The organism is Vibrio sp. E150_011, from assembly GCF_053544015.1.
Genome location: NZ_JBHFOL010000020.1, coordinates 17,703 through 38,472, shown reverse-complemented (window position 1 = coordinate 38,472; position 20,770 = coordinate 17,703). Strand labels below are relative to the sequence as shown.

The window sequence follows — 20,770 nt, the reverse complement described above, 5'->3', positions numbered from 1 at the left end:
AAGTCGACTCTAAGTCAACCTTCTATACAAGATATTGCTTATTGAGCTGGTTGCTGATTCATTAGCTCGTTAAAGCTAACTTCTTTATCAGAAACCTGTGCTTTAGCAAGAATTGCATCGATAGCTTGCTCTTCTAGTGCAACGTTGCGCATGTTGTTCATCATTTGCTCGTTTTGCGCGTAGTATTCCATAACTTCTGTTGGGTCTTCGTACGCTGTCGCCATTTCAGAGATAAGTGCTTGCACTTTCTCTTCGCTAGCTTCTAGTTTCTCAGCTTTAATCACTTCACCTAGAAGAAGGCCAACAACAACACGACGCTTCGCTTGCTCTTCGAACAATTCACGTGGAAGTTGTTCTGCAGCTTCAGGGTTACCACCGAAACGTTGTGCAGCTTGTTGGCGTAGGCCAACAATTTCTTGGTCGATTAGAGCTGAAGGAACGTCCATGTCGTTCTCTTTAACTAGACCGTCAAGCGCTTGCTCTTTGATGCGGTTTTTGATCGCTTGCTTAAGCTCACGTTCCATATTCTTACGAACTTCGGCTTTAAGCGCTTCAACGCCGCCTTCGTTCACACCGAACTTAGAAACGAACTCATCGCTTAGCTCAGGAAGCTCACGAGCTTCAACTTTGCTTACTTTGATCGCAAATTTCGCTGCTTTACCTTTTAGGTTCTCAGCGTGGTAATCTTCTGGGAAGTTTACGTCGATTTCAAATTCCATGCCGGCAGTTTTGCCTTTAACACCGTCTTCAAAACCAGGAATCATGCGGCCAGCACCCATCTCTAGTGGGAAGTTCTCAGCTTTACCGCCTTCGAATTCTTCACCGTCGATAGAACCAACGAAATCGATAGTAACACGCTTACCATCTTCTGCTGCTTCTTCAACATCTGTCCACGTAGCTTGTTGCTTACGTAGTGTGTCGATCATTTCTTCAACGTCAGAATCGTTAACTTCTGTTGTTGGTTTTTCAACAACGATGTTTTCTAGGCCAGCAAGCTCAACTTCTGGGTAAACTTCAAACGTTGCAGCGAAAACAAGATCTTTGCCAGCTTCGTTTTCAACAGGTGTAAATGTTGGCGCACCTGCTGGGTTGATTTTTTCTTTAACGATAGCTTCGATGAAGTGACGTTGCATAACCTCACCCATCACGTCTTGACGTACTGCTTGGCCGTACATTTGCGCAACCATTTTCATTGGCACTTTGCCTTTACGGAAGCCATCAAAACGACGGTTTTTCGCGATGTTGCGTAGTTCAGCTGTCACTGCATCTTCGATGTTTGCAGCAGGAACGGTAATGTTTAGACGGCGCTCTAGGCCCTCTAGAGTTTCAACAGTAACTTGCATTCTATAAACCTCAGTTTGGCTCAGTTTTAGCCGAGCGTATGAGCATCCATATCAACATAAAAAGGTATCACTACTTTCATAGGCGATATTTCTGCTTCATCCTTGTTAGTGCAAAAATGCACCTTCTAAATAGGTATCGATAATCATCAAGATATTTCATGATTATCGGACTAATGAGTGACGTCTTCTTGTAACGAAGTAGAACTTCGAAGGCATCTCCGATTAGTCTCAGGACAAAATTTCAGACGCGACATTCTAGCGATCTCAGTCTGTGGTGTCGAGTCGAACTCCGTTCAATCGCAGGTTTTGTCACTAATTACTCAATGAAACGAACAAACCGAGGAATTTAAACTCGGTTCCAACCTGAAATGGGGACATTATTGATATTTTCAAGAAAATAAACGGTTTTTTTTGTCAAACCTTTAAAAACGCGAACTAAGTCCTCTTTCTTACCTTGTTACATCTCACTTCATATAACTTTTTTGCCACATATTCACCAAATTCGTTAACCTATGGAGGCGAAAATTACGGAGGTCAAATGCGTTTAAAACCGATACTACTTAGCTTTATCGCTCTATTTGCCCTCATATCCGTCATCGGAGGGCAATGGTACTGGCAGCACAACTTCACATCATTACAAGGTCAACATGAAAGCTGGTTGAACCGATTTGTTGAAAACATAGATAGTAAACTCGACAAATACCGGCATATTCCGCAGCTTCTTTCCCAAGATCGTGAGTTGGTCGATGCACTCTTGTCGCCAGATAACAGCGCTCAACTAGAAGTAACGAACCGCTACCTATCGCAGGCCAATCGCATTGTGCAGGCTTCGGACACTTACTTAATTAATAAATTTGGCAACACGATTGCTTCTAGCAACTGGCATTTACCTCATTCTTTTGTTGGTAAAAACTTCGCATTTAGACCGTATTTTCAACAAGCGATTCAAGGAAGACAAAGCAGTTACTTTGCTCTGGGATCAACCTCTGGACGCCGAGGGTATTACTATTCTTATCCTGTCACATACGCCGCCGAGCATATCGGCGTTGTCGTGGTCAAAATGGATCTCTCAACGATTGAACGCAACTGGCAAAGTGACACCAGTATCTATGTGGCCACCGATAATCACCATGTGGTTTTCATGTCTAGTGACGCCGACTGGTTGTTTCATAGCTTATCCTCCATAGACGATGATGTATTAGAAGACATCAAACAATCCCGCCAATATCTCACTACCTCCATCCAGGATTTAGGCTTTAAAGGTAAATTGTCGGGAGATTCCAGTGTCATTACCAAACCCAACCGTAATGTCTTTACCCAAGACTTCCTGATGACCCAGCGAGATTCCGGCGTTCCCAACTTAACACTGCGCGTACTCACGCCCCTGTCGACACTCTATATTGATATTGTTGGCTTCATATTTATCCTATTTCTACTGTTTGTGACCGCGTATCTCATTGTCGTTTTGATCGCAATGCGCCAATCAAAACATCGCCAGATTGAACGCCTGCAAGCCGAAGCAAAACAAAAGCTTGAATTTCTCGTGATGGAGCGTACGTCTGAGCTTCATGTAGAAATTGATGAGCGAGTAAAAACAGAAAAAGCGCTCAGAAAAACCCAAGATGAACTCGTGCAAGCAGCCAAACTCGCGGTATTAGGGCAAATGTCAGCAAGCATTAGCCATGAGTTAAATAACCCACTAGCGGCTATTCGCAGCTTCGCTGAAAATGGACAACGCTTCATCGATAAAGACAACATCGATCGAGCAAAAGACAACTTAGCCCGGATTGTCGTGCTCACAGAACGAATGGCTAAGATTAGCCAGCAATTGAAATCATTTGCGCGGCGCAGTGACGCCAATGAATTGAGTGAAGTCCGCCTCGCCCCTGTCATTTTTTCAACCATAGAATTAGTCCAGCCACAACTCAAAACCAGCCAGGTTACTTTGGATTATCTCGCGTCGGATGAGGTGATTGTTATTTGGGTGAACCCTATTCAAGTCGAACAAGTACTCATTAACCTTATCAGTAACGCGGTACAAGCGATGGAGCACCACCAATCTAAACGACTCCAGATATCGGCAGAAACCCATCCCAATAATGTATCAATTCATATCGATGATTCCGGCCCAGGACTTGATGAGCAAGCTATCAATGACTTATTTGAACCCTTCTATACGACGAAAGACAACGGTCTAGGGCTCGGGCTATCGATTTCTCAGCAGATTATTCATAATCTCAAAGGTAAAATATCAGTGGCAAGTTCACCATTAGGAGGGGCTCGCTTTACGGTCGCCCTTCCGAGAGTTCGCGACGAAAGCTCACTCAGTCACAACAATGGCTGTGATGGTGGCAGTCGTACCAGTAACGACGATGCTGATAGTCGTAAAACAGCCAAACCTAACGAGCTATAAAGGTTACGGCTTCTGCATATAGCGGTTTAAGCATGTCATCGCGTAGGTAAATAACCGCTTAGTTTGTCGCCAATTAAACCACATACCAACTAAAGCGCTTACTGACTAAGTTTGCAGCGAATAAGGATTAACCTATGAGCCATGTGTTCCTCATTGATGATGAATCGGATATACGGATTGCGTTACAGCAAAGTTTTGACCTCGCGGATATCAACGCGCAGTGCTTTTCATCAGTGGAGGATGCATTACTCGCACTGCAGCACCAAGAAACGCCCCCTATGGTTATTATTTCTGATATCCGCCTACCTGGGTTATCAGGGATGGAACTCTTGAGAACCATTACTCATCGGCATCACGATATTCCTGTTATTTTAATAACGGGGCATGGTGATATTTCAATGGCGGTTCAAGCCATTCATGAAGGCGCTTATGACTTCATTGAAAAACCCTTCTCTGCCGACCGCCTCATTGAGACGACGTTGCGGGCAATAGAGAAGCGCCAACTGACCCTAGAGAATGAACGCCTCAAACAATCACTGAAAGTAAGCCAAACCCTCGGTCCTCGAATTATCGGTGACACTCCCATCATTCAAGATCTTAGACAGACTATCACTGCGGTCGCCGATACCAACGCTGATATTCTATTGTTTGGCGAAACGGGCACAGGCAAAGAACTGGTGGCGCGGTCATTACATGAACAAAGCACAAGACGAGAAGCCAACTTTGTTGCTGTCAATTGTGGGGCCGTGCCAGAAAACCTGATCGAAAGCGAATTATATGGTCATGAAAAAGGGGCCTTTACCGGTGCAGACAGTGTGCGAGTGGGCAAGTTTGAACATGCCCAAGGTGGAACTCTGTTCCTTGATGAGATTGAATCTATGCCGATGCAAGCCCAGATTCGCTTACTCAGAGTGCTACAAGAAAGGGTCATTGAGCGCATCGGCTCCAACCACTTAATGCCACTTGATATTCGCATTATTGCGGCCACAAAAGTTGATTTAAAAAAGGCAGCATCGAACGGGGTGTTTCGCGAAGACCTCTATTATCGCCTCAACGTAGTGACGCTGCACCTCCCCTCTCTTCGTCAGCGGAAAGAAGATATCCCCGCGCTTTTCCATCACTTTTTGTTAGTTGCAGCCGCTCGGTACGGAAAAACAGCCTGCACACTTCCCGCTAAAGACCTGCAAACGTTAATGAGCCAAAATTGGCCCGGCAATGTCAGAGAGTTGAGAAATTGCGCTGAACGGTTCGTTTTACTGGGTAAACTCAGTAACGTCGGACAACCTGATAACACCAATACAGATACACCATTAACGATACAAGTAGCGGAATTCGAGAAAGCCTTGATAGAGCAAACATTGATTAGCTGTGATGGAAAAATTAACGAAACCATGGCCACACTGCAAACCGCGCGCAAAACGCTTTACGACAAGATGCAAAAGTACGGCCTGGATAAGAACAATTACAAGAAAGAGTAGACAAGGTCTACGAGGATAGATGGCGAGCTTAGCGCTCAAGGGGCATGGCGTAATGCGCAAGACGAAATAAACTCGAAAATTTGGTAGCGAACCCTATACTCAATTTAACAATAATAAATTGGTAACATTAAGAGGTTATGTATGGGTGAAAAAATAACGGTACCAGCCATTACAGAAACCATTGAGATTGATGGTGTTTATTACGTCGAACAACGTGAACCCCAAGACCGCAGAAAGCAGCACAGTAAAAAGGTATTGTACGAACGACGCACCTCTAATGACCCACGCCTAAAAAACATCAAACACATTGACGAAGAGGTATGAACCTTTTTCGTCAATGCACCATTATTTTCGCTACTTGGTGATGATCTCTGGCCCCATTAGCAACGTTGGTAACCAAGTCGATACCCACGGTACGTAAGTCACGATAATCAAGAACAAGAACATGACACCTACCCAGGGTAGAGCGGCTTTTACCACATTCATCATCGACATTTTCGCAACCCCTGCCGTGACAAATAAATTCAACCCAACCGGTGGCGTAATCATCCCTATTTCCATGTTCACCACCATCATGATTCCAAGGTGAATAGGATCAATACCCAAAGCAATAGCAATTGGAAACACTAAAGGTGCCACGATAATGAGCAGCCCTGATGGTTCCATAAACTGCCCGCCAAGCAACAATAAGATGTTAACCACAATTAAGAAGGTGATCGGTCCTAGTCCTGCAGACAACATAGATTCAGTGATCATCTGAGGAATACGTTCTTCCGTTAATACATGCTTTAAAATCAATGCATTAGCAATGATAAATAACAGCATTATCGTCAATTTCCCTGCCTCATATAAGGTGTGTTTTGTGTCTTTATGCACAAACGCTTCCACAACCTTAACCAGCACAGGCTTAGTATTCTTTTTATCCGCAAATGGTCCCATGTCTTTGTAGATAAAGTTGGCAATCAGGAATGAATACACGGCAGCCACCGCCGCCGCCTCCGTCGGCGTGAAAATACCACCATAAATACCACCAAGGATAATCACGACCAGCAGTAATCCCCAACTTGCGTCTTTTGCGGAGTCGAACGCTTCTCTCCACCCCACAAACGGCTGCTTGGGTAATCCTTTTACTCGCGCGGCAATATAAATGGCAATCATCAACATTAGGCCTGCGAGCAAACCAGGGATAACGCCACCCAAAAACATGCGACCTACCGACACATCCGTTGCGGCCGCATAAACCACCATAACAATAGAGGGAGGAATCAAGATTCCCAGCGTCCCTGCGTTACAAATGACCCCGGCCGCAAATTCTTTGGTATAGCCGTTCTTGATCATACCCGCAATCACAATGCTACCGATCGCTACGACGGTCGCTGGCGACGAACCAGACAGAGCGGCAAACATCATACACGCCACAACCGATGCCATCGCCAAACCACCACGAAATGAACCCACCATCGCAATTGCGAAGCGAATGATTCGTTTAGCCACTCCTCCTGTCGACATAAAGCTCGACGCTAGAATAAAAAATGGAATCGCAAGCAGGGTATAGTGACCCGCGAAAGCATTAAAAAGCGTCTGCGCCACTGATGCCAAAGACGCATCTGAATGCATTAATAGAAATAAAACACTCGATAAACCCAATGATATCGCAATGGGTACGCCCACGAGCATAAAAGCAATAACCATTAAAAATAGAAATAAAATCGCCATCGATTATTGCCCCTTATCCTTGGTGTCACTGGTGTTATGTTCACTTTCTGACGAGCGGCGTTGTTGCGAGGTATTCAGACTTTCAAAGGCGTTATTGTCTGCCATTTCAGCCTTTAGTGCTTCCAAATCTTCCTCTGCTTCATGCCCTGCAATCATCCGGTCCATCTTGCCAGTCACAACCTGATAAGCGACCTGAAGGAAGCGATAGGTAAGCATGGCCATACCAATAGGCAATGCCATGTAAGGAATAAAGCGAGGTAATTTTTCGTAGCGCTCCCCTTCATTCAGCCAATCCGCTAAAAATTGCAAGATCTCCGGCATTGGGATGTCATCGGTTTCATACCATGCACGTTCCGTCACGAACGGATACCAATAATTCCAAGAACCGATGAGGAGCAGAATTGAGAACGTCAAACAGCTTAGTACCGCGACAATCGCGCATACCTTACGCCATTTCTCGGACACCATATTGATAATGACGTCTACGCCGATGTGAAAGTGCTTTTTTACCCCATAGGACGCGCCGACCAAGACCATCCATGCGAACATAAATACGGTCAACTCCAGCGCCCAAAGAATATTGTCATTAAAGACATAACGCGAAATAACATTCGCAAACGTCAAGAGAGTCATCGCACCTAAAAAGAAGGCAATGAGCGTTTCTTCAAACGCATCGGTGACGTTACCGACTTTAGTCATTATTGATTGTTCCATGTGAACCATCACTTTAAAAATAAGGGCAGAAAGGTAGACCTTGTTCCAACAAGGTCCATAGAAATGAATAGGTACTGACGTAAGCTGCACGATTACCTTGAGTACTCGCTTGAGAGTACGCTGGTATTAAGCACTGCGAGGGTGAGCACCAATATTATGAGCACGAACAACATGAATACAGTGGTGACATTACATCCACGCCGTTCGCACCGTTCCTCGTATTACTGTTGATTAGACGCCAATGCCGCCTCTATCAGTTCAGCGCCAATATCTTTCTCAAACTTCGTCCAAACTGGTTTAAGTGCATCGACCCATTGTTGACGTTGCTCAGGCGTCAGCGTGCGAACTTCACCACCGGCCTCAATGATATTGTTTTTGTTGGCAAGGTTAACCTGACCAGATTCTGCATTTCGTGTCTCCGTCACCTCTTGGATAATCGTACCTAACTGGCTGCGGACATCATCTGGCAACTCTTTCCAGAAGTCGTTCGATGTCACGACTAAATAATCCAAAATGCCATGGTTGGTTTCTGTTACCCCATCTTGTACTTCAAAAAACTTTTTGCCGTAGATGTTTGACCATGTATTTTCTTGACCATCGATGACTTTAGTTTGCAAGCCTCCATAAACCTCTTTGAACGACATTTTTTGTGGATTGGCACCGAGTTGTTCAAATTGAGCCACGAGCACATCTGAGGCTTGAACTCGAAATTTTAGGCCTTTTGCATCTTCAGGAACCAATAACGGCTTATTCGCCGACATTTGCTTCATGCCATTGTGCCAAAAAGCCAGGCCTTGCAGGCCACGACGTTTCATGGCGTTCTTAAGTTTTTCGCCGGATTCAGAGTTCTGGAAACGGTCGACAGCGTTCACGTCTTCAAACAAAAAAGGTAAATCGAAAATGCGGTATTTTTTAGTGAACTTTTCAAACTTAGACAATGACGGTGCCGCTAACTGAACATCACCATTTAACATGGCTTCCAACACTTTGTTGTCATCATATAGCGTTGAGTTAGGGAAGACCTGCATACAAGCCTTACCGTTCATTTCTGTATTAACACGCTCTTCAAGAAGAGAAGCGGCAATCCCCTTGGGATGCTTATCCGTATTCGTTACATGACTAAACTTGATGACAATTTCACCAGGGTCGCAATTAGCCGCCGCATTAAAACTGGCAATCGACAAGATGGAAACGGTAAGTATGGATAGAGGCTTTAACATTCTTGTTCTCCTTGGATTGAAGCAGTCCCGTCAATGGGTACTGATACTTCAATAGAGCAAGAAGAATACCAATTACATTATTATCAATAATTTCAAAACGTTAATGATTTTTGAGGGTGTTCAAGTTGAAATACGCAGAAAAAATGGGGGGAAACCCACCCATCAAATAGGCAATGACGGGTGATTATTGACTCATTGATAAGGCAAGATGACCACGTTGATACGAAAAACCTCGCGTGATCATTCATTACCTGTCTAATTTAAATCGTTTGCCTCGCTCACCGAGTGCTGCGGACAAAATGATTTTGTACCATGGCGTCTAGGTAGGTCTCCGTTTTAACAAAATCAAAATGTAGCGGGTTAAGCAATGCGCCAAACAAAGGCGCTCCGCCACCAAGTAACACTGGAATAGTGGTGATAATGAGCTCATCGATCATATCTTCTTTTAAGAAATTTTGAATCGTCACCCCACCGTCTATGTAAAGATTCTGATACCCCTTTGCGTTGATATCACTGACCACTTCTTTTAATGGGCCCTTGACCAAAAATACCTTGTCTTCGTAGCCCGTTGGGACCGAATCCATCGTGTTCGACAGGACAAAAACGGGCTTGCTGTAAGGCCAATCGACACCAAAACTCAGTACCATCTCTAATGTATTACGGCCCATGACCATGGCATCAATACGATCGAAGTGGTCGTTATACCCCATGTCTAACCCTTCTGGGTTTGGTATCGTATGTAACCAGTCAATCTTTCCTTTTTTATCGGCAATATAACCATCTAAACTCGTCGCTATAAAAACACTGTTTGACATGATCGGACCCACTCTCATTGGTTCATTTGAACGTCATTATTGATTCATTAAAACAACCGCGCTTACTTTAATGCTGTAAACGTAGGCGTCAGACTTGGCTTTTAATTCATCTTACACTAAAATATTCTACACTGTAGAAATTAATATTAGTTTAGCGAGTAAAGTCAATGACTGTCAAGGACAAGAAACGAGGGCGACCTAAAGCCGGCAGCGGCTCATTAAGTGCCGAACATATACTCATCGTTGCAAAAGACATCATGTGCCAAGAAGGAAAAATGCCTAGTATTCGAAAGCTAGCGTTGGCATTAAACGTCGATGCGATGGCGATCTATCATTACTTCAACAATAAAAATGCACTCCTTGAGGCCATCACGGTTTCTCTGGTCGAAGATATTTATCAGCCCCGTATCGACAGCCCCTGGAAAGTAGAACTAGAGGCACTCTGTATCAGTTATCTAGGCTTACTAAATAAATACCCAGGGCTGTTAGAAACATTGCTCACGATGACGTCTTTGGGTCCTGCCAACGTATTTTCTGAACGATTTAATCAGGTCACGAACGTCCTTCAGCTTTCGAACCGCCAAGCCGACGATGCCCTAGACCTCCTCGCCGATTACTTACATGGATTCGCTTTTGCTCTCAACTGCGACACAACAGGCACAACTTTAAGTCCATTAAAGATTAAAGGGCCATTGGAGTTGTATTGTTCGGCACTGGAGTACCAGTCATCGAAGAGGATAGAGAATAGAGAATAGAGAATATTACGATGATAAACGTGCAGATAGACACTCTGCACGTTGTGGACTTCATTCATTGTTGAGGTCAGCCGTTTATTTTTGTTAACTCACTTATCCTCTTGATTAGAAGGCTTATCTTCTTGATTGGAATATAGTCATTAAATAGAGGCTTTTACTGTCTGTGCGAGTTTCTTTGCTGTTTGTTCCGGGTCCGCGTTGGGGTTATTAAAAAAGTCCGTTACGACATCAAAGATAGCGCCCTGTACATAGCTTGTCGTCGCCATGCCTTGAGATACACTTGGTACCAAATCACCGGTTTTTTCAGCGGCACGAAAACTTGTCATTGAATCAAGGGAACACTGATCAAACTTAGACATATCTAAATCCGTTCTAGCAGGCAACGAGCCTTTTTTTAGATTAAAGGTTTCTTGAAAGGATTTATCTAGAATCGCCGCAGCTAGTGCTTTTTGAGCGTCAACGTCACCGCTATCTTTTAAGTCAAAAAACGCAAAGCTATCGATATTATAAGAAAATTGGCTGGCAGTGCCGGGCACTGGTACACAAATAAAATCTTTGCCTGGTACTTTGCCGGCAGCAATAAACTCGCCTTTCGCCCAGTCTCCCATGATCTGCATTGCGGCTTCGCCATTGGCAACCATTGAGGTGGCGGCGTTCCAAGAACGCTCTTGCGCTCCTGCATCCATATAATTGCGCAATTTTTTAAACTTGATCAACGCCTCAACCATCTTGTCACTAGAGAGCATCTTAAGATCAAGGTCAACAAATGCCTTAATGTAGCCTTCCGTACCGAGAACATTTAGAGCAATGGCTTCAAACATGGTCGCGTCTTGCCAAGAGCCGATTCCGTTTGCCAACGGTAGGTAACCTGCTGCTTTAATTTTTTCAGCGGCAACAAAGAATTCATCTAATGTGGTCGGAACTTCCACTCCGGACTGTTTCAAAACCTCCGGGTTCGCCCACAGCCAGTTTACACGGTGAATATTGACCGGCACCGCGACATACTCACCATCGTATTTCATTATATCGGTAACAATTTTAGGCACCTTTTCGTCCCACTTCCCCTCATCTGCAACATCGTCGAGATTAGTCAGAAAGCCAAGGCTGCCCCACTCCTGTATATCGTGGCCTTTTATTTGAGCCGCCGAGGGAGGGTTACCAGACACTGCGCGCGTTTTTAATACCGTCATCGCCGTCTCACCACCGCCACCAGCAACAGCAAAATCTTTCCAAGTATGTCCTTGCTCCTCAAGCTGTTCTTTTAGCGGCTGAACAGACTTTTCCTCACCACCGGAGGTCCACCAGTGTAAGACCTCAACTTCGCCAGCAGAGACAAGACTTGGCATTACAGCAGAAGAGAGTAACGACAATGTTAGTAACGTATTGTTTAATTTCATTTTTTTCACGTATCTTTTGGATAGAACGTCGTTTAAGACAATGCTAGGCTTCTAAATTTGGCGGGATAAAGACCTGAACCTCCAACCCTCCAAAATCAGCATTTCGCACGATGAGATCGCCTCCTAATCCATGGAGGATACTACGGCATATTCCCAATCCAAGGCCATGCCCATCTTTATCTGTTGCCAATCGCACATAAGGCTCAAAAACCGCTTCAATCTTTTCTTCTGGGATTCCCGGCCCTTTATCCAAGATAGTAATAATGATCCACTTAGGGTTTTCTTCTACCGTGATAAAGGCTTTCTCTCCATATTTCACTGCATTATCGACAAGGTTTGTCAGTACTCGCTTAATCGCAAGAGGCTTGGCAATAAATGGTTCGATAGGCTCTGATGTGAGTGACACCAAGGTATGCACTTGGTTATGGGTCTCAGAGACGCTGCGAATAATGTCATTCAGGTCGACATAAGCATTATTTTCATGCAAATCAGTATCACGCACACACTGTAATGCCCCTTTGACCATCATCTCTAGCTCATCCAAATCTTGGTTAAACTTGTCTCGCTTTATATCTTCATCGAGCAATTCAGCACGTAACCTAAGACGGGTAATTGGCGTTTTAAGGTCATGGGAGATAGAAGAAAAGAGATGTTCCCGATCGGCAATATACTTGCGGATTCGAGTCTGCATTCGGTTAAAGGCACGCGTTGCCGTGACTAACTCTGTTGCCCCCTGCTCTTGCAACGGTGGTTGATCAATATCCATGCTCATATCATTAGCCGCCTTGGCTAATCGCCTTAGAGGCTTGACTTGCGCACGCACTAATAAGAACGTCAATAGCAACAACAGCGTAGTAGAAGTAAATAAGAACACCATTTGATCTTGGGACAACATGGTGTCATCAAGCTGAATGTAAGGTGATGGCAGCAAAGCCGCAATATATAGCCATTCTCCTTGGGCGATTTTAAGCTGTACGACTAACACAGGAGGATCTAGCGGGCCTAATGTGAGAGTGTGGTGCGCCCAAGATTTAGGGAGATCATCAAGAAAGATATCATTCTTAAGCAGCCGTAAATTCTCTGCCTTGGAAAATTCAACACTGACGGCTTGAATCGAAGGAAGATTCTCATTGAGAACATCTCTAACGGCTGTCATCGAGGCTAATTTCAACGGCGTGTCCGGAATGGGGTCAACGATCAGTTCTTCTTTGTTGAATGATACAAAGAAGCGAGTTCCGCCCATATTACGAATCTGATCAAGTACGATATGCCGATACTTTATCGGTAGCTTCTGGAAGAAAGTCACCGTCGAAGCGAACATGTTGGCCATACTCGCGGACGTATCACGAATACCGGCCAATTCATCTTGTTTGGTTTTTTGATACCAAATAGCCGTCATTACGCCTTGCGAACAGACCACCGCTAATAAGGTCAACAACAGTGTGCGCGCAACAAGCGAGTTGAGGTTAAAGCGCCTTAACCAACGAGAACGAGACATCTTTCTATTACCTTGTGCATGAACATTACGTTCACCTAGTACCCATATTCCACAGCAACCGATAAGATGTAGCCGTTACCACGCATCGTTTTGATGTAATGAGGAAATTCTTTACTCTTGCCCAAACGGTTTCGTATACGGCTCAGCTGAACATCAATGCCACGTTCAAAAGGCAGCGCTTCTCTACCACGAGTCGCAAAAGATATTGTATCTCTATCTAAAACTTCGTTAGGTTTGGATAAAAACAGCATCAACAACGCAAAATCACTTCCCGATAAGTCATGATGTCGCCCCGTCACACGGTTCACCATACGCTGAGACAACGCATCCAGTCGCCATTCACCAAAATCGATGGTTCGTGGCGGCAGTTCATCTGACTTGTCATCATTGATATGTGCACGCCTTAACAACGCTTTGATTCGAGCCATTAACTGACGAGGACTAAATGGTTTTGCAATGTAATCATCAGCGCCAATCTCAAGGCCGATAATCTGATCGGTTTCATCCGATACCGCCGTTAACATGATAATCGGCACCTGCGAATCCCGGCGAACTCGCTGGCATAATGCAAAGCCATCATCTCCCGGCAACATAACGTCTAACAAAATCAAATCAGGATAGCCTTTGGCCTTAATGAACAGCTCCATTTCGACACCATCTTCTGCGGTGGTGACCTGGAAACCCGATTTACTCAAATACTCGTCAAGTAATGAACGGATCTCCTCATCGTCATCTACTACAAGAATGTGTGTCTTTGACTGCATTTCCAATCCTTAATGGCTATTTTCAGTGGCTATATTGTAAGGCTTTGCGCCTTTGTTTATCATCGCTTCATCAATAAAAACAGTACACCAATCTTGACTAAGATCACGAATGTGACACTTAACAAGTATGACGAAAACCAATACTTCATTCTTTGCTCAACCTTATGAAGAGCAACTAATTTCCATCTTCTTTCCCCAATCGGGTGGCAAACTAGCAAACGAGGCATGATTAACATGTTCATCATACGGTGTCTTCAATACGTAAATTAAGTCGTCAACTAATGAAAAGTCACCTTGCTCAGCAGACTCTATCGCTTGTTGAGCCAGATAGTTGCGTAAGATGTACTTTGGGTTAACTGCGCGCATTCTGGCGCATCGCTCGACATTAGACAAACTTTCCAGCTCAACTCTGGATAAATATATCTCCAGCCACGCCTCCGCTCCCTCACGATCGTGAAAAAGATCGGTAACCGTTGAACGATTCTGAGTATCAAGATTAGAAAGTGCTCTGAAAAATAGGCAAAAATCCACATGATGACGCTCGAGGAAGTCAAAGGTCTCATTAAAGAACGCCCCATCTTCTGGGAGTTTACTTAAAATACCCAATTTAGCGCGCATTTTTTGGCTATATTCGCGCTGTAGAGTGGGGGTAAAATGCTGCAAAGCGGCATCCAGATGCTCTCGGTCGATCAAAGGCGATAACGCGTGTGCTAATGCCGTTAGGTTCCACAATGCGATTGAAGGCTGGTTATCAAAAGCATAGCGCCCTTGGTAATCGGAATGATTACAAATATACCCAGGTTCATAATCATCTAAGAATCCAAATGGACCATAATCAAAGGTCTGCCCTAAAATAGACATATTGTCGGTATTCATTACACCGTGCGCGAAGCCCACCGATTGCCACCCCGCTATCATGACAGCTGTTTTTTCAACAACCTGCGTAAAGAAGTCAGCATAAACATGTTCGTGTTTTAGGCTATCTGAAAAATGCCATTCAATGACCTTATCAACTAAGAGTTTTAACTCACTGTGTTGACCGGAATAGAAGAAATGCTCAAAGTGACCAAAACGAACATGGCTCTCAGATAGTCGTATCAACAGTGCACCTTGTTCAACTCGTTCACGATAGACCGGCGTATCACTGACCATCATACCTAACGCTCGCGTTGTCGGGATACCAAGCCCATACATCGCTTCACTGCATAAATACTCGCGAATCGTCGAGCGAAGCACTGCGCGACCATCCCCCATTCTTGAATATGGTGTCTTCCCAGCGCCTTTTATGTGGACATCTTGAACGTTGCCGTAGCGGTCTTTTATTTCGCCCAGCAGTAATCCACGACCATCCCCAAGGTCTGGGTTATAAACACCAAACTGATGGCCTGCATATTTCATTGCCAATGGTGTGAAGGCATCAAGGGGTTGGCTACCGGATAACACAGAGAGCAATTCAGGGTACTCGTTTGCCACGCTAGGCAGTCGCAGGTCTTTGGCAAGGTCGCTGTTCCAAGCTACCCACTGCGGTGCTTTTAAAAGCGTTGGGTTGACCGGGGTATAAAAACTAGCAGGAAACTCAGAATAACGAGTTGATATGTCGACACTATCCCAGATGGACATAATTCAGTCCCTTTTACATCAAATAAATAAGGTGTAATAAGAGTATAGCGGGAGGAAATTGATAAAAAAGCAACTAAAAGAAGGGTCTTTTGCCTAGAGGAGCACCCAGATCCCAATACTTAACTGGAATTTGAACTGTCCTCTAAGAAAGCATGCGTGATTAAATCAGCGCAAGTATGGCAACAACTGTGCCTAGTGAGAACAAGCAAGTACGGCTGATAACGCCAAAGTTAGACGGTTGAATCATTTCATGATGCATAGGCAATTTCTCCTTTTTATTACACTACAATTACAATTTAGAACGAAATTGCTATTTTTTCAATATTGTTAACGCAAATCTTTGAATTAGTGCCAACAATGTATGTCATTGGCACTGAATTTAGGGAGAAAGCAAGGGGACTCCCCTGCTGTTTACATCAACTTATATCGATATTTCTTATGCAATGATTCCTAATGTCGATTTTTAAGTCAAAATAACCTCTCGAGTTTTTTCCAAACGAACCGCAGACACTTTAAATTCAGGGATTTTGGCGTAAGGGTCTGTGGCCGTATTCGTGAGTTTATTGGCGGCTGACTCAGCAAAATGGAACGGAACAAATACCACACCTTGTTGCATTTTTTTGGTCACAAATGCTGGGGCTGAAATTTCTCCACGCCGAGATATCAATGTCACCGATTCGCCGTTACCAATATCAAGACGCTCTGCATCTTCTACACTAATCATCACTCTAGGGCCGGCTAAATTGTCTAGCCCTTTTGTTTTTCTCGTCATCGTTCCAGTATGGAACTGTTCAAGTAAACGACCAGTGGTCAGCGTCAATGGGAACGCTTCATCGGGTAACTCTGCGGCATATTCAAATGGAATCGCGGCCATCGCTCCCTTACCTCGAATAAACTGGTCTTTGTGCATGATACGAGTACCAAATGGCTTGACGTCATTACATGGCCATTGCAACCCATTCCCACCAATTGATTCCCAGCGAATTCCTTTATATTGAGGAGTAACTTGCGCGATTTCTTCCGTAATGTCTTGTACGGTTTGATACTGCCACTCCCCTCCCATTGCATTGGCAATGTGTTGAATGATTCGCCAATCCTCCATCGCTTCCCCTGGCGCCTTCACGGCAGGAACAAGTCTCTGGACCCGCCTCTCGGTATTCGTAAAGTGCCCTGCTTTCTCAGCGAACGAATAAGAGGGCAGGACAACGTCCGCCAACTGAGCCGTTTCGGTTAAGAAAATGTCCTGCACCACTAAGAAATCGAGATTTTTTAAGCCTTTCAAAACATGCGCTTGGTCCGGGTCGCTCAATACGGGATTTTCTCCCATGACGTAGAGGGCTTTCATGTTACCGTCACACGCTGCATCAATTATTTCTGTCAGTGTTAATCCACGATCTTTCGGCAGATCTTGGCTATGCCAAGCCTTTGCAAACTTCGCTTGCACCTCTGGATTAGTGACCTTTTGATAACCAGGATAATCTGTCGGTAATGCGCCCATATCACACGAGCCCTGTACATTAGACTGACCGCGAAGTGGGTTAATCCCTCCACCTTCTATACCAACATTGCCACATAACATTTGTAGGTTTGCAATAGAACGGACGTTGTCATGTCCTGTTGTATGCTGAGTAATTCCCATCGAGTAGTAGACCGAACTGACGTTGGCCGTACCGATTATCTGTGCCATTTTTTCAATATCAGCAGCAGGCACTCCGGTAATCAGTTCAGCATTGCTGGCAGAATAAGCCGGTTTATTTATCTCCAGAATAAACTCACGGTATCCTTCTGTTCGGTCGGCGATATATTCATCATCTTGCCATCCATTAAGGACAATTTGGTGCATGATGGCATTGAGCAGCATCACGTCGGTTCCTGGACGGTGGCGCAAGTAAAGCGAGGCATGGTCAACCATATCAATCCGCTTAGGATCGGCAACGACCAATGTCGCCCCATCTGCCACCGCTTGTTTAATATGAGAACCAATAATGGGGTGCGCTGCGCTGGTGTCAGAGCCAATGATAAAAATAACATCCGAGTGCTTAATGCTCGGGATGTCATTCGTCATCGCACCGCTACCGAATGCAGCTTCCAAGCCAGTCACCGTTGATGCGTGGCACAGACGAGCACAATGATCGATGTTATTGGTACCAAACTCACGACGAAGCAGTTTTTGGAAGGCATAGTTGTCCTCATTCGTCGTCTTCGCCGACGAGAATCCCGCTAAACTGTCACTACCGTGCATCGCCTTAATTTTAGAAAACTTGTTAGCCACGTAGTCTATCGTTTCCGACCACGACGCGGGCTCGAGCTTCCCAGACTTTCGGATCAAAGGCGTGGTTAGCCGTTCTTCGCTATCAATAAAGTCAAAACCAAATCGCCCTTTAACACAGAGCATGCCTTGATTCACAGGTGATGTTTTGTCGCCTTTCACATAACGAATTTTATTGCTACTCGCATCTACATACAGCTCAACTCGACAACCAACACCGCAGTATGTACAGATAGTTTTCACTGGTGTCAGCATTTCGATACGGCTGTGGGACTTATCTCGTTTATCCACCAACGCACCGGTTGGGCAAACCTGGACACACGCCCCACATTGGACACAATTACTGTCACCCATCATGGCATTATCAGGAAAGCTTGGTCGGTGAGAAGATTCAGAAAAATTCAAGATACCGTGTACTGATTCTGTTTGACAGGCGTGGACACAAGAGCCACAACTAATGCAGCGGTTTGCATCAAACACAATAAATTCACTCGACTTGTCTACCGGGAACATTTTACGTTCATTGGTATCAATCTCTCGATAGTCCACCTGATATTCAGTCGCATAATCGCGCAGGTCACACTGTGTATTCGCTTGGCAACCACACTCAAGGCATCGCGCCGCTTCCGATATCGCTCGTTCACTGTCGATATCGAGCTCAACCTCTTTATAGGTGGTTTGACACGCATCGACATCTAATTGCTCAGCCTGAGCTCGTGGTCGCGCGGGTTCTTGCAGGTATTCCGTTTGCCTAACAAGGCTAATCCGTTCCGCTTTATGGCTGTTGAATTGAGTCCGCTCAGGCTTAAAGTGCCCCTGAAGGATAAAGCGCTCGATCGCATCTGCGGCTTTTTTTCCATCAGCAATCGCCTCGATAGCCGTGGCAGGGCCTCGTCTAAAATCACCAATGCTGTAAATATTGTAGCCATGATGCATCGATTCGGAATCAGACGCCGCCGTGCCCCAATCAGTGAGTGGCAACGAATGCTTCGCCGCTTTTAAGAAGTCCGCATCCGGTTTTTGTGACAGTGCGGAAATCACTGTATCAAATGACTCGATGATGGTTTTCCCCGTTGACACTGGTCGCCTTCGACCTGAGCTATCAGGCTCACCAAGCTCCATGATTTCTAGCTCAATCTGGTTGACTCGCCCATCTGAATCAGCCATATTTTCTACTGGATTCGTTAAAAATCGAAACTTAACTCCCTCAAGTTCTGCGGCTTCAATCTCATGCAGTTCAGCGGGCATTTCATGGCGGGTTCGTCGATAGATAATGGTTGTTTTCGCCCCCTCTCTAATTGCAGTTCTAGCACAATCAATCGCGGTATTGCCGCCACCAATGACGGCGACCTTTTTTCCGACTTTAAATGATTGGTTAGTCATCATGTCTTTAAGAAAGTCGACGCCTAAGATACATCCCGGTAGATCGGAGCCTGGGTAAGGCATATTGACGGCCTTCGTTGCCCCAACCGCTAAACACACCGCTTCATAGTTATCGGTGAGCTCATCCAGCGTCATGTCGCTACCTAGCTTGGTGTCGGTATGAATTCGCATGCCACCGCGGCACATTAGTTCAATTTCTTTGTCTAGCGTTGCTTTAGGTAGCCGGTATTCAGGGATACCGTAACGCAGCCATCCGCCGGCTTCGGGCATGGACTCAAACACATCCACAGCGAAACCTTGATAGCTTAAGTAATAGCCGCAAGCTAAACCTCCAGGCCCAGCCCCCACTACCGCAACGCGGTGACCGTTATATGGCCGCTTTTCAGGTGTAAATTGTTCCGAAAGCGATAAATCAATATCAGCAGCGTGGCGCTTTAATTGCCGAATCGCCACAGGTTCATCGACTAAGCTACGGCGACATTCATGCTCACAAAATGCAGGGCACACACGACCAATGGAGATAGGCATCGGCAGTGTATCTTTGATGACCTCAACCGCTTTAGAGTGGTCTTGCTGTGCAATGTGATAGAGATAGGTTTGTATGTCTACGTTGGCGGGACATGCAACTTTGCAAGGGGCTTCACAATCAGCATTATGATCGGCAAATATACGATTTAAAGCTTGGCGGCGCAGTGTATTAATTTGCGCTGATTGAGTGACTATCGTCATCCCGTCCTCAATGCAGGTCGCGCATGCTTTTACAATACCTTTGCCCACGATTTCCACAACGCACAAATCGCACGACTGCTTATTAGGATGCTGACTGATAGAGCACAGTGAAGGGACATCAATTTGAATATCTTTTGCGACATCCAAGATACTCTTTTGCTCGCGCAATAGGTAAGTTTGACCATTAATTGTTACATTCATATAGAGCCATCTCTTTAAAATCATTGACACATGGCCCACTGTGCTCTGCGCTTTAAAGCAGAACCTTGCTAGCATAAGCAGAGAATTGCTAAGCTAATTCGGGCGAACCTAATTCATCATACAAATACAATTAATCATACAAATACATGCATGTCCACATAGTCAGTATGGATTTGAGAATCAGGTTATAACGAACCATTAGCAATGCCCTGAAACAACAGTCAGCAACACAGTGGTCGAACAAGTTAAAAAGAGAATTTTGGGTGCTCGCTGGGGATCTCTATCATAGAGACTTAAAATAGGAGCTATCTGTGTTTATTATAACCACACATATAGAAAGGATAAATGTTGTCCGTTCTAAAACGAGACCTTGAGTGGCGTATAATGGTAAATTTGATACAAACTTCATTGCTATGCTTCTGTTCATCAACACCGTAATAAATGAATAGAGGATC

Annotated in this window: 14 protein-coding genes; 4 read left to right on the top strand and 10 right to left on the bottom strand. The window is 44.9% G+C overall.

The genetic code is table 11. The annotated features are described in order from the left end of the window. Window positions 1-38: 38 nt before the first annotated feature. On the bottom strand, window positions 39-1,343 hold the full coding sequence (tig, locus tag ACE1OE_RS21275; protein WP_102470999.1) for a trigger factor: 1,305 nt from the start codon (window positions 1,341-1,343) through the stop codon (window positions 39-41). 538 nt (window positions 1,344-1,881) lie between these two features. Between tig and ACE1OE_RS21270 the strand changes: the two genes are divergently transcribed. The 3 genes from ACE1OE_RS21270 (at window position 1,882) to ACE1OE_RS21260 (ending at window position 5,558) form a co-directional block, all read left to right on the top strand. Beyond that, the gene (locus tag ACE1OE_RS21270) at window positions 1,882-3,756 is read left to right on the top strand and encodes a sensor histidine kinase (RefSeq protein ID WP_449212206.1); all 1,875 of its coding nucleotides are present in this window, start codon (window positions 1,882-1,884) and stop codon (window positions 3,754-3,756) included. Window positions 3,757-3,890: 134 nt separating this feature from the next. Further along, entirely contained in the window at window positions 3,891-5,234 is a 1,344-nt protein-coding gene (locus tag ACE1OE_RS21265) for a sigma-54-dependent transcriptional regulator (RefSeq protein ID WP_449212205.1), read from the top strand. A 141-nt stretch (window positions 5,235-5,375) separates the two neighbouring features. Beyond that, a complete protein-coding gene (locus tag ACE1OE_RS21260; RefSeq protein ID WP_449212204.1) occupies window positions 5,376-5,558 on the top strand; it encodes a hypothetical protein in 183 nt (60 codons plus the stop codon). A 30-nt stretch (window positions 5,559-5,588) separates the two neighbouring features. Here ACE1OE_RS21260 and ACE1OE_RS21255 read toward each other — a convergent pair whose 3' ends face one another. The 4 genes from ACE1OE_RS21255 to ACE1OE_RS21240 form a co-directional block, all read right to left on the bottom strand. Beyond that, complete coding sequence (locus ACE1OE_RS21255; protein ID WP_102471003.1) at window positions 5,589-6,950, bottom strand: TRAP transporter large permease; 1,362 nt, start codon at window positions 6,948-6,950, stop codon at window positions 5,589-5,591. Window positions 6,951-6,953: 3 nt separating this feature from the next. Further along, on the bottom strand, window positions 6,954-7,664 hold the full coding sequence (locus ACE1OE_RS21250; RefSeq protein WP_372060026.1) for a TRAP transporter small permease: 711 nt from the start codon (window positions 7,662-7,664) through the stop codon (window positions 6,954-6,956). A gap of 221 nt (window positions 7,665-7,885) precedes the next feature. After that, window positions 7,886-8,884, bottom strand: a complete 999-nt coding sequence (locus ACE1OE_RS21245; protein WP_449212203.1) for a TRAP transporter substrate-binding protein — start codon at window positions 8,882-8,884, stop codon at window positions 7,886-7,888. 278 nt (window positions 8,885-9,162) lie between these two features. Continuing rightward, window positions 9,163-9,699: a dihydrofolate reductase family protein gene (locus ACE1OE_RS21240; protein WP_449212202.1), complete on the bottom strand. Its 537-nt coding sequence runs from the start codon at window positions 9,697-9,699 to the stop codon at window positions 9,163-9,165. A 167-nt stretch (window positions 9,700-9,866) separates the two neighbouring features. Here ACE1OE_RS21240 and ACE1OE_RS21235 point away from each other — a divergent pair, with 167 nt between their 5' ends. Next, window positions 9,867-10,454, top strand: coding sequence for a TetR/AcrR family transcriptional regulator (locus tag ACE1OE_RS21235; RefSeq protein WP_449212201.1), 588 nt, complete (start codon window positions 9,867-9,869; stop codon window positions 10,452-10,454). A gap of 140 nt (window positions 10,455-10,594) precedes the next feature. On the opposite strand, the gene ACE1OE_RS21230 is transcribed toward ACE1OE_RS21235, so the two are convergent. From ACE1OE_RS21230 to fdhF, 5 genes are all read right to left on the bottom strand, one after another. Beyond that, window positions 10,595-11,851, bottom strand: a complete 1,257-nt coding sequence (locus ACE1OE_RS21230; RefSeq protein WP_449212200.1) for an ABC transporter substrate-binding protein — start codon at window positions 11,849-11,851, stop codon at window positions 10,595-10,597. A gap of 43 nt (window positions 11,852-11,894) precedes the next feature. After that, window positions 11,895-13,349, bottom strand: a complete 1,455-nt coding sequence (locus ACE1OE_RS21225; RefSeq protein WP_102471009.1) for an ATP-binding protein — start codon at window positions 13,347-13,349, stop codon at window positions 11,895-11,897. Between the two features lie 35 nt (window positions 13,350-13,384). Continuing rightward, window positions 13,385-14,113, bottom strand: coding sequence for a response regulator (locus ACE1OE_RS21220; RefSeq protein ID WP_102471010.1), 729 nt, complete (start codon window positions 14,111-14,113; stop codon window positions 13,385-13,387). Window positions 14,114-14,275: 162 nt separating this feature from the next. Then, window positions 14,276-15,733, bottom strand: a complete 1,458-nt coding sequence (locus ACE1OE_RS21215; RefSeq protein WP_449212199.1) for a protein adenylyltransferase SelO — start codon at window positions 15,731-15,733, stop codon at window positions 14,276-14,278. Window positions 15,734-16,196: 463 nt separating this feature from the next. Beyond that, window positions 16,197-20,315, bottom strand: a complete 4,119-nt coding sequence (fdhF, locus tag ACE1OE_RS21210; RefSeq protein ID WP_449212198.1) for a formate dehydrogenase subunit alpha — start codon at window positions 20,313-20,315, stop codon at window positions 16,197-16,199. Window positions 20,316-20,770: the final 455 nt, after the last annotated feature.

Coding starts and splice junctions, on each gene's coding strand:
- ACE1OE_RS21235 (WP_449212201.1), top strand. CDS start 9,867: ATGACTGTCAAGGACAAGAAACGAGGGCGACCTAAAGCCGGCAGCGGC.
- ACE1OE_RS21270 (WP_449212206.1), top strand. CDS start 1,882: ATGCGTTTAAAACCGATACTACTTAGCTTTATCGCTCTATTTGCCCTC.
- ACE1OE_RS21265 (WP_449212205.1), top strand. CDS start 3,891: ATGAGCCATGTGTTCCTCATTGATGATGAATCGGATATACGGATTGCG.
- ACE1OE_RS21220 (WP_102471010.1), bottom strand. CDS start 14,113: ATGCAGTCAAAGACACACATTCTTGTAGTAGATGACGATGAGGAGATC.
- ACE1OE_RS21260 (WP_449212204.1), top strand. CDS start 5,376: ATGGGTGAAAAAATAACGGTACCAGCCATTACAGAAACCATTGAGATT.
- ACE1OE_RS21250 (WP_372060026.1), bottom strand. CDS start 7,664: ATGGAACAATCAATAATGACTAAAGTCGGTAACGTCACCGATGCGTTT.
- ACE1OE_RS21225 (WP_102471009.1), bottom strand. CDS start 13,349: ATGTCTCGTTCTCGTTGGTTAAGGCGCTTTAACCTCAACTCGCTTGTT.
- ACE1OE_RS21215 (WP_449212199.1), bottom strand. CDS start 15,733: ATGTCCATCTGGGATAGTGTCGACATATCAACTCGTTATTCTGAGTTT.
- ACE1OE_RS21240 (WP_449212202.1), bottom strand. CDS start 9,699: ATGTCAAACAGTGTTTTTATAGCGACGAGTTTAGATGGTTATATTGCC.
- ACE1OE_RS21255 (WP_102471003.1), bottom strand. CDS start 6,950: ATGGCGATTTTATTTCTATTTTTAATGGTTATTGCTTTTATGCTCGTG.
- tig (WP_102470999.1), bottom strand. CDS start 1,343: ATGCAAGTTACTGTTGAAACTCTAGAGGGCCTAGAGCGCCGTCTAAAC.
- ACE1OE_RS21230 (WP_449212200.1), bottom strand. CDS start 11,851: ATGAAATTAAACAATACGTTACTAACATTGTCGTTACTCTCTTCTGCT.
- fdhF (WP_449212198.1), bottom strand. CDS start 20,315: ATGAATGTAACAATTAATGGTCAAACTTACCTATTGCGCGAGCAAAAG.
- ACE1OE_RS21245 (WP_449212203.1), bottom strand. CDS start 8,884: ATGTTAAAGCCTCTATCCATACTTACCGTTTCCATCTTGTCGATTGCC.